Origin of the sequence: Micromonospora sp. DH14 (genome assembly GCF_029809455.1) — a bacterium.
GTDB classification, from domain to species: domain Bacteria; phylum Actinomycetota; class Actinomycetes; order Mycobacteriales; family Micromonosporaceae; genus Micromonospora; species Micromonospora parva.
In genome coordinates this window covers 200,197-213,274 of the sequence record NZ_JARVKT010000011.1, presented here as the reverse complement: position 1 = coordinate 213,274, position 13,078 = coordinate 200,197, and the positions used below count along the sequence as shown (strand labels likewise).

Annotated in this window: 10 protein-coding genes and 2 tRNA genes; 5 read left to right on the top strand and 7 right to left on the bottom strand. The window is 69.0% G+C overall.

The window, feature by feature from the left end:
* Positions 1 to 45: 45 nt before the first annotated feature.
* Positions 46 to 801, bottom strand: a complete 756-nt coding sequence (locus QCZ28_RS17255; RefSeq protein ID WP_279517581.1) for a glucose 1-dehydrogenase — start codon at positions 799 to 801, stop codon at positions 46 to 48.
* A gap of 398 nt (positions 802 to 1,199) precedes the next feature.
* Between QCZ28_RS17255 and QCZ28_RS17250 the strand changes: the two genes are divergently transcribed.
* Together QCZ28_RS17250 and QCZ28_RS17245 are read left to right on the top strand one after the other, a co-directional pair.
* A complete protein-coding gene (locus tag QCZ28_RS17250; protein ID WP_279517580.1) occupies positions 1,200 to 1,352 on the top strand; it encodes a hypothetical protein in 153 nt (50 codons plus the stop codon).
* Between the two features lie 168 nt (positions 1,353 to 1,520).
* Positions 1,521 to 2,063, top strand: a complete 543-nt coding sequence (locus QCZ28_RS17245; protein WP_279517579.1) for a class I SAM-dependent methyltransferase — start codon at positions 1,521 to 1,523, stop codon at positions 2,061 to 2,063.
* A 95-nt stretch (positions 2,064 to 2,158) separates the two neighbouring features.
* Here the strand turns inward: QCZ28_RS17245 and QCZ28_RS17240 are convergent, their stop codons facing one another.
* The gene (locus QCZ28_RS17240) at positions 2,159 to 3,688 is read right to left on the bottom strand and encodes a non-reducing end alpha-L-arabinofuranosidase family hydrolase (RefSeq protein WP_279517578.1); all 1,530 of its coding nucleotides are present in this window, start codon (positions 3,686 to 3,688) and stop codon (positions 2,159 to 2,161) included.
* Between the two features lie 560 nt (positions 3,689 to 4,248).
* Positions 4,249 to 5,361 (bottom strand): ricin-type beta-trefoil lectin domain protein, encoded by a 1,113-nt coding sequence (locus QCZ28_RS17235; protein ID WP_279517577.1) that lies wholly within the window; start codon positions 5,359 to 5,361, stop codon positions 4,249 to 4,251.
* A gap of 413 nt (positions 5,362 to 5,774) precedes the next feature.
* On the opposite strand from QCZ28_RS17235, the gene QCZ28_RS17230 reads away from it, so the two are divergent.
* On the top strand, positions 5,775 to 7,358 hold the full coding sequence (locus QCZ28_RS17230; protein WP_279517576.1) for a hypothetical protein: 1,584 nt from the start codon (positions 5,775 to 5,777) through the stop codon (positions 7,356 to 7,358).
* A 347-nt stretch (positions 7,359 to 7,705) separates the two neighbouring features.
* Here the strand turns inward: QCZ28_RS17230 and QCZ28_RS17225 are convergent.
* Positions 7,706 to 7,778, bottom strand: a tRNA-Arg gene (locus QCZ28_RS17225).
* Between the two features lie 35 nt (positions 7,779 to 7,813).
* Positions 7,814 to 7,904: transfer RNA gene (locus QCZ28_RS17220), tRNA-Ser, on the bottom strand.
* A gap of 239 nt (positions 7,905 to 8,143) precedes the next feature.
* Between QCZ28_RS17220 and QCZ28_RS17215 the strand changes: the two genes are divergently transcribed.
* A complete protein-coding gene (locus QCZ28_RS17215) occupies positions 8,144 to 9,364 on the top strand; it encodes a hypothetical protein (protein ID WP_279517575.1) in 1,221 nt (406 codons plus the stop codon).
* Positions 9,365 to 9,368: 4 nt separating this feature from the next.
* Here the strand turns inward: QCZ28_RS17215 and QCZ28_RS17210 are convergent, their stop codons facing one another.
* The gene (locus QCZ28_RS17210; RefSeq protein WP_030331591.1) at positions 9,369 to 10,139 is read right to left on the bottom strand and encodes a CPBP family intramembrane glutamic endopeptidase; all 771 of its coding nucleotides are present in this window, start codon (positions 10,137 to 10,139) and stop codon (positions 9,369 to 9,371) included.
* 144 nt (positions 10,140 to 10,283) lie between these two features.
* Between QCZ28_RS17210 and QCZ28_RS17205 the strand changes: the two genes are divergently transcribed.
* Positions 10,284 to 11,399 carry a globin domain-containing protein gene (locus QCZ28_RS17205; RefSeq protein ID WP_279517574.1) on the top strand — a complete coding sequence of 372 codons (1,116 nt, stop codon included), beginning with the start codon at positions 10,284 to 10,286 and terminating at the stop codon, positions 11,397 to 11,399.
* A gap of 68 nt (positions 11,400 to 11,467) precedes the next feature.
* On the opposite strand, the gene QCZ28_RS17200 is transcribed toward QCZ28_RS17205, so the two are convergent.
* Complete coding sequence (locus QCZ28_RS17200) at positions 11,468 to 12,997, bottom strand: peptide deformylase (RefSeq protein ID WP_279517573.1); 1,530 nt, start codon at positions 12,995 to 12,997, stop codon at positions 11,468 to 11,470.
* Positions 12,998 to 13,078 lie beyond the last annotated feature (81 nt).

The following is a 13,078-nucleotide window of genomic DNA, read 5'->3' as shown; positions in this document are numbered from 1 at the left end:
GGTGAAGCACCGTCGAAGCCTCGGGCGGTGCGGGCGGCGTCTGCCTCAGGCGGTGAAGGCGCCGTCGATGGCGATGGACGCGCCGCTGATGAAGGTTGCCTCGTCACTGAGCAGGAACGTGGTGAGCGCGGCGACCTCGTCGGAGGTGCCGGCGCGGCCGGTCGGCTGCGTCGACAGGTAGCGCTGCGCCGCCTCCGGGGCCTGGCTGACCACGTTCTGCCAGAGCGGGGTGTCGATCAGGCCGGTGACCAGGGCATTGACCCGCACATTGGAGCGCGCCACGTCGAGGGCGGCCGAGCGCGTGAGACCGATGACCCCGTGCTTCGCCGCGTTGTAGGCGGCCTGCGTCGGGTCACCCTTCACGCCGGAGACGGAGGCGTTGTTGACGATCGCGCCCCCACCGGAGGCGATGATCGCCGGAAGCTCGTACTTGAGTCCGTAGAAGACGCTCGTCAGGTTGAGGGCGAGCGACCGGTGCCAGTTGTCACTGTCGGTCTCGCGCATGCTGGCCATCGGGCCGCCGCCGGCGTTGTTGAACGCACCGTCCAGCCGCCCGTACTCCGTCACCGCGGCGTCGACGAGCCGCGCCATCTCTTCCTCCACGGTGACGTCGGTGGGCACGAAGAGGGCGGCACCGCCCGCCGTCCGGATCTGGGCGGCGACCTCCTCGCCGCGGTCCTTGTCCCGGGCGCCGATGACGACCCGAGCACCTTCCGTGGCCGCCCGCCTGGCGAACGCCAGGCCCATGCCCTGCGTGCCACCGGTCACGACCAGCACCTTCGATTCCAACCGTCCAGACATCTCGCCGCACATCCATTCGAGTGATGAGCCGCCGCAGAGCGCGGGGCTTCGCGAGACGGAACGCTAGTCTTATCTGGAACGTTCGACAAAGTAATGGGCCTCACAATTGACGTGCCGTGTAGCTGGGCCACCTCGCCTCAACCCGGCTTTTGCTGTCAAAGCGGTCGCAAGGACGGCGCTACCTGCCAGCGCGGGTCCTGTAACCGCACGCACATTCTTTGGTGATCGTTCCACAACCTCGTTAGCGTGGTGAGGGTCGCGAATTCGGCTCGTCGCAGCAGGTCGGCGGTTCGATCGGCACCGCGCTGCTCAACACCATCGCGACCAGCTCCGCCGCCACCTATCTGCTCTCGCACGGCGGCCCGGCGGCCCAGACCCAGGTACGGAACGAGGCGCTGATGCACGGCTACTCGGTCGCGTACTGGGTCGCTGTCGGATTTGTGGTCACGGCGGCCCTCGTCTCCGCGAACATGGTGAACGCTGGCGCTCCGAAGCACGTCCCGGCCCCGCCGGACGCCCTCGGGGACGTCGCGCCCGTGCCCGTGCACTGATCGCTGTCGTACCTGTCAGATGGGGCGCGGTGACCGAGGACACGGTGCACTGACTCCGTCGAGAGAGTGGAATCAGAGCTGTGAGCAGAGAAGGCACCGGCGAGTGACGTGGTGAGGTCCGCTCTTCCGGCCCACAATCGGGGTCCGTCCAGCCCTGACCAGACGCCCGTGGCGAGCGAATCGGTTCGGGTGACGGTCGGGCACCGGCAGCGCTGGGCGGTGGAGACCATGGCTGTGGCGCCCGACGACCAGGTGCTGGAGATCGGGTGCGGCCGGGGTGCGGCAGTCTCCCTGGTCGCCGGTCAACTCACCACCGGCCGCATCGTCGCCATCGACCGCGCCGCGACGATGGTACGGCTCGCTACCCGGCGGAACCTCAGCCACATCGATGCTGGCCGAGCCGAGATCCGGTGTGCCGGGTTCGAGTCCGCGGACCTCCCGACTGAACACTTCACCAAGATCTTCGCGGTGAACGTCAGCCTCTTCTGGTTGGGCGACGCGGCGCAACTGATCGCTCGGATGCGAAGCCTGCTGGCCCCGGAGGGACGGCTGTACGTCTTCGGCGAACGACCCAGCGCCGCGCACGCCACCGCGAACCTCGCCGCCACCGAACTACTGCTCGCGGCCCAGGGGTTCGCGACGACCACGTCGAGCGTCACCCGTGGTCAGGGCCGGGTGCTGACCTGCGTCATCGGCACGCCTGTCGGGTGAGCTGGGGCGTGACCGCCTTGCCAACGTGAGCCGGGCGGGCTCGGCGTCCTGCCGAGCCCGCCCGTTCCGGGTCAGTCGAGCGTGATCGAGCCGTGTCAGCGCTGCAGCGTCAGCAGACCCGGCCGGTACGGCAGCAGACCGTAGTCGACGCCGTTGGAGCTGGGGGAACGACCCTGGTAGAGCAGTTGCAGGTTGCAGGCGTCGACGGTCATGGTCTGGTCGGCGCTGGTCCGCAGCAACTCACCGTGGCTGATGTCGTTGGTCCAGGTCGCGCCACTGTTCGCCTTACCCGCGAACGGGTTGCTCTCACTGGTGGCCTGCGGCGTCCACGAACCACCCAGGCTGGTCGCGGTGAACGACCGGAAGTAGCGACCCTGCGACCCGATCGCCTCCACGATCATCAGGTACTTGTTCAGGCCCTGCAGCTTGTAGACCTGCACCGCCTCGAACAGGTTGTTCGTCGTGTCACTCATGATCGTCGTGTAGTTCGACCCGAAACTGCCCGGGAAGTTCCCGATCGGCATACTCGCCCGGTAGATCTTCCCGTTGTCACCGGCGAAGAACAGGTACATGTTCGTCCCGTCACCGATCACCGCCTGATCAATCGGACCCGTACCCGAACCAGTGATGCTCCCACTGAACAACGTCTGCGGCGACGACCACCCGTTCGGGTTCGTCGGATCCGACGACGTCCGGTACGAGAACGCCGGCCCACCCCACTGATACGCCAACACCCAGATGTTGCGCGGCGCGAAGTAGAACAGCGACGGCGCCACCGTCCCCGAGTTCATCGCGTTCTGACTCGCCGAACCCATCTGCGAATAATTCGAGAACAGGCCGAAGTTCATCGAACCCCAGCTGCTCCCGAAATCGTGCGTGGTGGCGTAGACCAGCTGCTGGCCGTTGTAGGGGGCGACGGTGAAGTCCTTCAACGACACCCAACCCGACCTCGGCTGCGCCAACGCACCCGTCGACGACCACCGGTACGTCGAAGGCAGGTCACAGGTGCCGGTCGGCGGCGGCGTGGTGGGGTCGGTCCCACCGCCGACGCGGACGAACTGCCACTGCTGGTTGGTGCCGTTCCAGTCGTCGTACTGCACGATGTTTCCACCGTCGGCGGTCGAGGCGCCCTGCACCTCCATCACCTTGTTGCTGTTCCGATTGATCAACCGGACGTAACCGCTGTCCGAGTCGGCCAACCGGAACTGCTGGTTGGTGCTGTTGTTGTCGCTCCACTGCACGATTGCGCCGCCGTTGGCGGTCGAGAAGCCCGAGACGTCCAACACCTTGTTGGACAGCCGCGACTTCACCCGGTAGTAGCCACCACCGGAGTCGACGAACTGCCACTGCTGCTGGTTACCGTTGTTGCGGGTCCACTGCGTGATCCGCGCGCCGTCGTTGGTCGCCAGGTTGTACACGTCCAGGGCCTTGCCGCTGTTGCGGTTGACCAACACGTACCACGCGTTCGTGTCGACAGTCGCCGCTGCGGCGGGCGATGACACGACCGCCACGGCGGCGCCACCGACCATCAACGCCGCCGCGCTGGCGGCGAGGAGACGGGGCAACCACCAACGTTGCCGCCGCGACGGCGGTGCGATTGTTGGAGACCTATCGAGGGCAGACATGATCCTCCTCCAATGACCAAGAGCCGAACGGCCTGCCCGGGGTGGGCGTACCGCGACGCGTGGCCGAGCAAACAGGCGTCAAGAAGTTAGCGTTAACAAGATGCCGGCGAGCCCTGGCGCACGCCTGATTCGAGATCGACGAGGCAAGGCTTGCCCGGAAAGCCAAGGTGTCGTCGTCCTTAGGCATCGACTGTGAGCGATAACATGCCGTTCGTCAAGACGTAACGTGCTGGGAACATCAACCGTTGTCGAACCACGGATCTTGGAGCCAGACACACTCGGCCGGCTTCCCGCAGGCATCGCCCCAGATCCCCGCCCAGAGCACGACCACTGCCCTTGAGGCGGCGTCGAGCGCGCGTTAACATCGACGTTTGCCCATCGTCTGAAGTGCCGCCGAACTCAGCCTCGCTGGCGGTGCCACCACACTCGGCGGGACGGGTCGACCGGCCGGGGGCGGTGTCGCCGGCGCCGGGTGGACGGACTGGCTGATCCCGAAGTCCAGCCGTCAGTCGACGTCGAACGTGGGGATGCGATCCGACCACCCGGCGCGAGCGCCCGAACTATCGGCGGCTCCACTGCTGGTTGCTCTGGCCGGTGCAGGTCCAGAGGACGAGCTTCGTGCCGTTGCCGGTGCCCATGTTGTAGGGGTCCAGGCAGAGGCCGGACTGCACCCCGGTGATGGTGCCGTTGGCGTTCACGTTCCACTGCTGGTTCGTGCCGCCGTGGCAGTCGTAGATGGTGACCTGGGTGCCCGGGGAGGTGCCGTAGCCGGCGGCGTCGAGGCACTTGTTGCCGTACACGGTGAGTGCCTTGCTGCTCGTGTAGGTCCACTGCTGGTTGGTACGACCGTGACAGTCCCACAACTGCACCTGCGTGCCGTTGGTGGTGGACGAGCCGGGGACGTCGATGCAACGGCCGGACAGCGCGCCCACGATCGCGTTGGTCTGCCCGGAGCCGCTGCCCGGGTCGCCGATGCTGCCGGGCACCGACTGCAACGCGCTGTACCAGCGGGCGGCCATCTTGTCGTAGCCGCCGGAGGTGGGGTGGATGCCGTCGATCAGGTCGCCGGTGGTGAGGGCGCTGTGCATGTCGACCAGGCGCACCCGCTTGCCGGCGTTCACCTTGCTCTGCACGATGCCGGGGATCGCCGCGTTGAACGTGCGGACGGCCGCCTCCTGGTTGCTGTTGGACAGCGGGATGATCTGCGCGACGAACACGTCAGCGGTGGGAGCCGTCGTGGTGATCCGGTCGATCAGGGTGGAGAGCCGGTTCGGCGCGGTGCTCACGTTGTAGTTCTGCAGGATGTCGTTGGTGCCGATGTGCAGCAGGACGGTCCGCGGCCGTTGGGTGTTGAGCCAGTTGACGATGTTCGCGTCGATCTGGTCGATCCGCCAGCCCGGGTGCCCCTGGTGGTCGTGGTCACCCAGGCTGGCTGGTCCGTTGAACTGCGACCCGACGAAGTCGACTGTGTATCGACCGTTGACGAGGCGCTGCCAGAGCCCGATGCGGTACCCGCCCGGCACCTGGGTGCCCTCGGTGATGGAGTCGCCGAGTGGCATCACCCGTACCCCGCCGTTGGATTCCGCGCTGGCCGGACCGGTCGAGGTCAGCACCCCGGCGAGGACGACCCCGAGCGCGGCGGTCGCCGCGAGCCATCTTGCCCTCGTTCGCATAGATTTCTCCCCTGCAGTGGTAGTGCTGACCGAGGAGTCAGGCCGTCGCGACCGTCACCACATCGGCATGACGATGCCGTCGCAGCACTGGGACGGGTTTGTTAACGCTAACAGCGATTCATGTAAATTCTTGTCGCTGACCTCGCCCACGTCAAGCGCCAGCACCCGAGTAACGGCGCCGAAACCGGCGCACTACCCGCCTCGGCGCGCCGAGGGAGTGATCCAGCGCCGGCTCGGCCGGTGCCGGTCGGCCAGATGGGAACGGATGGGGCCACCGGGACGACTGTGGCAGTTACGCCGAATGTAGGTCTTTTTCGCATAAGCCCGGTTGATGTGAGCATCGCTCGACTACCTTCGCCTTGGTGGCTATAACCGATTTGTCGCCTTCTGCACCGACTGCGACGTGCGGAAACATGGTGTACGGAGAAGGGCTGGGTAGCTCGATGTCCAACTATCTACACCCGAAGATGAGCGAAGTAGCGGCCGACCAGGCCCCGCCGCCCAAGCGGCGCCGGGCGCGTTGGCTCGTCGCCGGGGCGGCCGGGTTGACCGGAGTGCTCGGTCTGGCCGCCTTCACCTCGGCGGGAGTGAGCGGGGCAGCCGGGAAGAACGACGGCAGCCCGTCGAACGCCGGAGCGCAGGTCCTCGCCGACGGCAGCCGGGGCAGCGGCGACGACCACGGCGGCCAGGACCCGGGTGGCCGCGACGGCAGGGACGAGAAGAAGGACAAGAAGGACAACGACCATCGGGACAGCCGGGGCGACGACTTCCGGCCCGTACCCTGCAACGCCGACGAACTGATCGCGGCGATCGTCCGCGCGAACGCCGACTCCGGGGCGAAGCTCCGCCTCGCCGAGAAGTGCACCTACACGCTCAACAGGTCAGCACCCCAGCCGCCGGTGCCGTTCGGCGCGGTCGGCCTGCCGATCATCACCCAGCACGTCGTGATCGACGGAAACGGATCCACCATCGTCCGCGCCGCCAACGCCACCCCGTTCCGGATCCTCGAAGTCGGGACCGGCGGCGACCTGACGCTGCGCGACGCCACCATCAAGGGCGGGCTGGCCGATGGTGGGCTTGGCCAGGGCGGCGGCGGCATCCGGATCGACGTCGGCGGCAGGGCCACCATCGAGAACACGAACGTGGTCTACAACCACACCAACGGCCCGGGTGGCGGTATCGCCAACTACGGCGTCACGAAGATCCTCGGCGGCGGCAAGGACTGGGACAGCAAGGACAAGAAGAAGGACGGCGGCAGCACCATCAGCAACAACAGCGCCGTGTTCGACGGTGGAGGCATCTTCAACAACGGCAACCTCACCGTGCAGCACACCCGACTGAGCTACAACAACACGATCGGCACCTTCAACATCGTGCCGATCGGCGGCGTTGGCGGCGGACTGTCGAACAGCCAGGTCGCCGTGCTCGACAACGTCCGCTTGGACAACAACACCGCAGGCTTCCGCGGCGGCGGCATCCGCGGCGGCATCGACTCCACCACCGAGGCCAGGAACGTCGAGATCAACGACAACCGGGCCGGCAGCGAGGGCGGCGGAATCTTCACCGACGGCGACTTCCGGCTCAAGCACGGCAACGTCCACCACAACGAAGCCGGCCAACGCGGCGGCGGCGTCTTCAACCAGATCAACCAGTTCGTGGCCGAAGAGAGCCGGATCAGCGAGAACGTCGCCAGCACGAACAGCACCATCGAACACGGCGGCGGCGTCTACAACGGCAGCGGCACCGTCGTACTGCGCCGCACCCACGTCGACCGCAACCGGGCCATCGGCTCAAGCTCGCAGGGCGGCGGGATCTACAACAACGCCACGCTCAACCTCACCGAAAGCAAGATCACCGACAACATCTCCACCCTGGCACCCGGCGGGATCTTCAACGACGGCGGCCAGGTCACCGTGGACCAGAAGACTGCCATCACCGGCAACCGGCCCACCAACTGCACACCCAGCTCACCGCCCGTGCCCAACTGCTTCGGCTGATCAGCCGAGAGCCCGGTACGTGCTTTGCCAGACAGGTGTCCGGTCCCGCACGGCTTCGATCACGACGATCGGACCCGCTGCGGGACCGGACACCTGTCTACGGGACGACCCCAGCTCAGTCCCGCAAAGCGGAGACACCAACTGACGGTGCAGGGCGCATTGCGGCGATCCGAACCGCGCAGACCTACGCCCGTGCAGTGCCCCCACCAGGAGAGCGGGCCAACACCCCGCAACCCAAGCGTGACTACGGAAAGCGACGACACCAACCTGGGAGTCAGCGCCCGGCGGGGGCGGCCAACAAAAAACGCCTGACCGCGTTTCCGCAGGCCAGACGTCTTATGATCTTGTGCGCCCGAAGGGACTCGAACCCCTAACCTTCTGATCCGTAGTCAGATGCTCTATCCATTGAGCTACGGGCGCTTGTGCTCAGCCAGTGTACACACCCGGCTTTCGCGCGGAGACTCCGGGATTCGAACCCGGGAGGGGCTTTAAGACCCCAACCGCATTAGCAGTGCGGCGCCATAGACCAGACTAGGCGAAGTCTCCCTGGTGATCCTCAGACCACCGCGCCCGAGGATACAGGTCGCCACCCACCGGGAGCAAAACGACTTCCGGGGTACGCCCGCCAGGGCCACCCGCCCTCGGTGATTCCACGCTGTGCGACGGCGTGATCGGGACTACGCTCCATCGATATGCAGGAGCAGCCGCCCAGCGAGTCGACCCGTCGAGAGCCTGCTGAGGGAGCGCGTCGGCGCTCCCCACGGGCCACCTTCAGGCCGCCGACGGTGGCCGAGGAGCCGACCGGGACGGCGGAGCCCACCGAGGCGGCGGCAGCTCCGGCAGCCGCGCCGGCAAGCCCGCGTCCTCGACGGGCCAAGGCCGCCCCGACGGTGCTCTTCCAACCACCGGATCCGGACCGCCCACTGCCCCGACAGCCTGGACGCGCACCGGCCGACCTGACCACCGACGCGACAGCGGGGCAGGCAGAACCGTCGAACGGTGACGAACCAGGCCCGCCGAAGGCCCGCACCACCCCCACCCGCAAGGCAGCTACCCGGGGCGCGGCCGAGCCGCCCGCCGAGGTGATCCCGACCACGCCGGCACCGCGCAAACGTGCCGCGAGCACCAAAGCCACGAGCCCCACCAAGGCGGCGAGCACCAAGGCCGCGAGCCCCACCACAGCCGCGAGCCCGAGCGAAGGGGCGAGCCCCAGCAAAGCGGCGACCCCGGCCAGAGCCGCAAAGGCCACCAAGCGCGCGGCCGCCGCGCGCAGGAGCACGCCGGCAGAGCCCGCCCCCGAACCTGTCGTCGAGCAGGTCACGGCACCGGCGGCACCCGTCGCGCGGCAGGCTGAGCCGGCTCTGGGGCGTACCCCGGAATCGGAGCTACGGGCGGTCGCCGCGCGCGTGCTCGACCACCCTGGCTTCGCGCCGGAGCTGTTGGCGCTGGCCGCGGTGCGGGCCCTGGGGCCCGGCGCGGCCGGGTGGGCGGCGGGGTTGCGCACCCGGTATCCGGACGCGTCGGCGGACGGCCTGGCCCGGTTGGCGACCCGCCGGTTCGTCCGTTCGGCGGGGGCGGGTGGGGCGACAGCCGCTCTGGCCGGCTTCTTCGCGCCGCTGGCCGAGCTGGCGGCGGTGCTGTGGACGCATGCGGATCTGGTGCTGCACCTGGCCGCGGCGTACGGCAAGGATCCGACGCATCCCGACCGGGCCGTCGACCTGCTGGTGCTGACCCAGGTGCATCCGGACCGGGCGAGTGCGGCGGCGGCAGTGGCCGCCGCGGAGTCGGCGGGCGACCCGGTGGAGGGGGCGTGGCCTCGGGCGGCGGAGGCGGCCTGGCGGTTGGCCGCGCCGCTCACCGCGCAGGCCGGTGGCTGGGTGGCGTTGCGGCTGGTGGCCCGGTTGCTGCCGGGGGCGGCGGTGCTCGCGGCGGCGCTGGGTGACGCGGCGGCGGCCGACCGGCTCGCGGCCCGGGCGGTGGCCGTCTACCGACCCGGTCGGGGCTGACCGGTCAGAGCCAGTCGAACCATTCGCGGGGCAGCAGCGCGTAGCCGACGAAGGCGAACACGTCGAGCAGTGTGTGCGCGATGACCAGCGGCATCACCCGCCGGGTGCGCAGGTAGAAGAGGCTGAACACCACACCCATGATCGCGTTGCCGACGAACGCGCCGAAGCCCTGGTAGAGGTGGTACGAGCCGCGGAGCAGCGCGCTGGCCGCGATGATCGCGGCCAGCCGCCAGTGGAGCTGGCGCAGCCGGGTGACCAGGTAGCCGACCACGATCACCTCTTCCAGCACGGCGTTCTGCACGGCGGCGAGGATCAGCACCGGGACCGCCCACCACACGTCCGGCAGCGCGGCCGGCACCAGCGTCGCGTTGAGGCCCAGGTGGGCCGCCACCCAGAACAGCGCCAGCCCGGGTAGTCCGATGAGCGCCGCCAGGCCGGCCCCACGCGCCACGTCCTGGCCGGGCCGCCGGGCGTCCAGGCCGAGGGTCCGCGCCGGGTCGCCGGGGTCACGGCTGAGCAGGTGTACGGCGAGCAGCACCGGCAGCAGCGCGAACACGATGCCGAGCAGTTGGTACGTGAGGTCCAGCCAGGGTCGGGCCGACGCCGAGGTGTTCAGCGAGGCGGTCTGCTTGGAGAGCGGACCGTCGGCGGTCAACTTCGCGATGATCGACACCACCGCGTAGATCGCGGACTGGCCGAGGGAGAGGCCGAGGACCAGCAGCGTCTCGGTGCCCAGCAGTCGGCGGGACACCGGGCGGGTCAGCTCAACGGTCACCGCACCACTCTGCCCGACGGGCGGCGGCGGTGACATGGCCGACCGGCCAGCATGAGCCGATCGCACATTCTGTGCGACCACTCGACACTCTCCGTGGAGATTCTATGGGCGCCCGATCCGTTGCCGTCTGGAGAAGGAGCGCCCGTGGACAACCTCGCGCGGTTGCTGAAGGAGAGTTGGGCCCTGGTCGAGGACGACCGGGTCCGGTTGAGCGGTCACTTCTACGCTCGGCTGTTCCTGCTCGACCCCGCCCTGCGGCAGCTCTTCCCGGTGCAGATGACCGGCCAGGGCGACCGCCTGCTCGAAGCGATCATCGCGGCGATCCACACCGTCGACGACCCGGAGAGCTTCGACGAGTTCCTCCGGGCGCTGGGTCGCGACCACCGTAAGTACCACGTCGACGAGCAGCACTACGCGACGATGGGCACCGCGCTGCTGGACGCCTTGCGCAGCATCGCCGGTGACGGCTGGAACCTGGAGTACGACCAGGCGTGGCGGGAGGCGTACGCGGCGATCGCCGCTCTGATGGTGGCCGGCGCGGCCGCCGACAACGACCCGCCGTTCTGGCACGCCGAGGTGCTGACCCACGAGCGGTACGGCCCGGACACCGCCGTGCTGACCTGTCGGGCGTTGCAGCATCCGCTGCGCTGGCAGGCGGGGCAGTACGTGAGCCTGGAGGTGCCCCGCTACCACCCCCGGGTGTGGCGCAACTACTCCGTGGCGAACGCCCCGAACGACGACAACGTGCTGGAGTTCCACGTGCGGTCTCCCGGGGCCGGCTGGGTGTCCGGCGCGCTGGTGCGGCGGGTGCGGCCGGGTGACCTGTTGCGCCTGGCGGCGCCGATGGGGTCGATGACGGTGGACCGCGCCTCGGAACGGGACATCCTCTGCGTGGCCGGCGGCGTCGGGCTGGCACCGATCAAGGCGCTGGTGGAGGAGTTGGCCACCTTCAACCGGACCCGGTGGGTGCACGTCTTCTACGGTGCCCGGCAGGCTGCCGACCTGTACGGCCTGGCCGCGTTGCAGGAGTTGGTGGCCGTACACCCGTGGTTGTCGGTCACCCCGGCGTGCAGTGAGGACCCGGACTTCGACGGCGAGCAGGGGGACATCCCGGACGTGGTGGCCCGGTACGGCCCGTGGACCACGCACGACTGCTACGTCTCCGGCGCCGCCCGGATGGTCCGGTCCACCCTGCGGGTGCTCGCCGCGGACGACGTGCCGCCGCCACGCATCCGCTACGACACCTTCGGTGACCTCTAGACGTTCCTCCCCCCACACCGGGGCGCGTGCCCCTGCCCCCTGGGGCACGCGCCCCGGTCCCTCGTCGGTCAGTAACTCCACGGGTGGGCGTTCTCGCGGTACTCCTCCACCGGCACCAACGGCACGCCGGGTGCCATCCGGTCCACGTAGAGCCGGCCCTCCAGGTGGTCGACCTCGTGTGCGACAAGGCGAGCCATGCCGAACTCGAACGAGGTGATGATCCGGCTGCCGTCCCACCGGGCGTGCTCCACGTCCAGGCGCAGCGGCCGGGGCACCAGACCCCGGTGGTCGAAGAAGGAGAGGCAGCCCTCGTACTGCTCGTCGGTTTCCAGGTCGGCGTCGACCACCCGGGGGTTGAGCAGCACGACCGGCTCCGCCGTCCGGTCGGGGGGCCGCACCACAGCTGCCGCCCGGTCGATGCCGAACTGCGGAGCGGCGACCCCCGCTCCCTTGCTGAACGGGTGCAGCTCGTCCAACCGAGTCAGGATCGCGGTGAGCCGGTCGACAACGGCCCGGGCCCCCCGTTCCTCACTGGGCAGATCGAACGGGCGGGCACGCTGGCGGAGCAGGTCGGCACCGCGTTGCAACACGCCCAGGCCGCGCATCCGGTCGCTGGGTCGGACCCGGGTGGGGCCGGGCCCGACGTCCGGTTCGGTGTCCGGTCGGGCGCGGAAGCGCCACTGCATCCGGTAGCGGGCGTTCAACGGTGGGTCGTCGGTCTGCCAGTCGTAGATCGCCCGGTCGTCCTCGTCGTGACGCTGCGGGGCCGTCCGCAGCGGGCCCTCCTCCGCGCTGAGCGAGGTCTCCACGCCCCAGACCTGTGGGTCGAGCGCCGCCGGCAGGTCCAGGCGTACGGCCAACTGCCGGGTGGGCAGCCGGACGGCTCGCTGGAACCAGAGGCCCCACTTCTCGTGCCCGACGGTGTACGCGTACTCGACGGTGGCCCGGCCACCCGGGTAGAGGGGGAAGCGCCGCTCTCCGTTCTCGAAGAGCAGCCAGATCTCCTTGAACGCGTCCCGGTCGTGTTTGGCCCGCCAGTGCATCGGCTCCGGGTCCCCGCCGCCGCCGTCCCGGCGGGCCTGTATCTGCAGCTCGGCGAAGGTGAGGGGGTGCTCCCGGTGGTGCCGGTTGGAGCGGCCGGGGTCGTTCGGGTAGCGGTCGACGGCGACCCGGACCAGGTAGCGGGTGACCGGTTCAAGGCCGGCGTTGTACAGCTCCCGGCGGATGACGCACCGGTAGCCGTCCTCGGTGTGGGTGAGGGTGGCCAGTTCCCGTTCCACGACCAGGCCGGTGCCGGGTGGCAGCCACTGTCCCGGCAGGTACGGCCCGCGGTGCGGCTGGCCCACCCGGGCGTGCCGTAGGTCGTCGTACTCCCGGAAGCGTTGCCAGATCGCGCCGCTGGCTTCCAGGACGGCCTCGGCTCGGCGGGCGAAGTCCTCGGTGGGGCGGTGCCGGCGCCCCTCGATGTGGCTCACGTAGGACGGGTCGAACCCCATCAGAACGGCCAGTTGCTTCTTTGACAGCCCGCGCCCGGTCCGTTGCCGGGCGAGTTCGGCCGCGAAGGAGTCGGCAGCCCGTTCGAGGGGTGAGGTCGTCATCAGCTTCCTCGTGGCCGGGGATATAAGTCTCACGTTCCGTGCCCGAGCACACACTCATGTGGCATCTTTTCGACACACCGC

Bases quoted from the DNA above. Each gene is read 5' to 3' on its own strand.
- QCZ28_RS17255 (WP_279517581.1), bottom strand. From the start codon at position 801: ATGTCTGGACGGTTGGAATCGAAGGTGCTGGTCGTGACCGGTGGCACG.
- QCZ28_RS17250 (WP_279517580.1), top strand. From the start codon at position 1,200: ATGCACGGCTACTCGGTCGCGTACTGGGTCGCTGTCGGATTTGTGGTC.
- QCZ28_RS17240 (WP_279517578.1), bottom strand. From the start codon at position 3,688: ATGTCTGCCCTCGATAGGTCTCCAACAATCGCACCGCCGTCGCGGCGG.
- QCZ28_RS17235 (WP_279517577.1), bottom strand. From the start codon at position 5,361: ATGCGAACGAGGGCAAGATGGCTCGCGGCGACCGCCGCGCTCGGGGTC.
- QCZ28_RS17230 (WP_279517576.1), top strand. From the start codon at position 5,775: ATGGTGTACGGAGAAGGGCTGGGTAGCTCGATGTCCAACTATCTACAC.
- QCZ28_RS17200 (WP_279517573.1), bottom strand. From the start codon at position 12,997: ATGACGACCTCACCCCTCGAACGGGCTGCCGACTCCTTCGCGGCCGAA.